Annotated in this window: 1 protein-coding gene; it reads right to left on the bottom strand. The window is 43.6% G+C overall.

Annotated elements, in window-relative coordinates:
• Positions 1 to 78 precede the first annotated feature (78 nt).
• On the bottom strand, positions 79 to 1,035 hold the full coding sequence (locus G5B30_RS17100) for a ribose-phosphate pyrophosphokinase (RefSeq protein WP_165321225.1): 957 nt from the start codon (positions 1,033 to 1,035) through the stop codon (positions 79 to 81).
• Positions 1,036 to 1,142: the final 107 nt, after the last annotated feature.

Raw genomic sequence — 1,142 nt, forward strand, 5'->3', positions numbered from 1 at the left:
CTCGTTGCTTCTAAAAATTAAAAAAGGAGATTAAACTCAAAACTTAATCTCCTTTTTTAAATATATGTTGAGTGTATATTAATCAACTTTGAAAAGCTCCTCGATCGAAGCGTGCTGATTGACACTCTTGATTGCGGTAGCAAATAGATCAGCGGTGGATAATACCCTTATTTTTGAATAGGTCTTCATTTTTTCAGCATTCAACTGAATGGTGTCCGTAACAATCATTTCGGTCAATGCCGAGTTCTCGATCGTCTCGTACGCTTTGCCGGATAATACCGCATGTGTACATACCGCCCTCACCGAGTTTGCACCATTTTCCATAATCAAAGCAGCAGCTTTAGAAAGTGTGCCCGCTGTATCGCAGATGTCGTCGATCAATACCACGTCTTGTCCCGTAACATCACCGATAATCGACATCGATTCGATCTCGTTGGCCCGCTTACGACGCTTGTCACAGATGATAACCTCTGCATTAAAAAATTTGGCGAATGTACGCGCCCGGTAGGAACCCCCCATGTCGGGTGAAGCAATGGTTAGATTGGGTAAATTTAACGATTTTATATATGGAACAAAAATCACCGAGCCATCCAGATGGTCTACAGGGATGTCGAAAAACGCCTGTATCTGTGCAGCATGCAAATCCATCGTCATAATGCGGTGGGCACCGGCGGCTGTAATCAGGTTGGCAATCATCTTTGCACCGATGGCTACCCGAGGTTTATCCTTCCGATCCTGACGGGCAAAGCCGAAGTAGGGAACGACAGCAGTGATGTAATGCGCGGAAGCACGCTTCGCAGCATCGATCATGAGTAGCAACTCGAGTAAATTGTCAGTGGGCTGGTTGGTGGATTGAATTAAAAAAACGTCGCTTCCACGTACGGATTCATTGTAAAAAGGTTGGATTTCACCGTCGCTAAACTTGGAAAGTGTCATGTCTCCAAGCGGTTTACCATAAGCTGCAGAGATGTTTTCGGATAATTCCTGCGTTCCTGAGCCAGCGAACAATTTTACCGTGTTGAATTGCAAAGGCATTTGTCTGTATTGTTTATGATTAGAAATAATTACTTGCCACGTTGATCATGTCTTTTAGAAGACAGGCAAAGTTACGATTTAATTCGAAATTAGCGGGGGATTTTTAA

Source organism: Sphingobacterium sp. SGG-5 (genome assembly GCF_011043525.1).
GTDB lineage: Bacteria > Bacteroidota > Bacteroidia > Sphingobacteriales > Sphingobacteriaceae > Sphingobacterium.

Bases quoted from the DNA above. Each gene is read 5' to 3' on its own strand.
- G5B30_RS17100 (WP_165321225.1), bottom strand. From the start codon at position 1,035: ATGCCTTTGCAATTCAACACGGTAAAATTGTTCGCTGGCTCAGGAACG.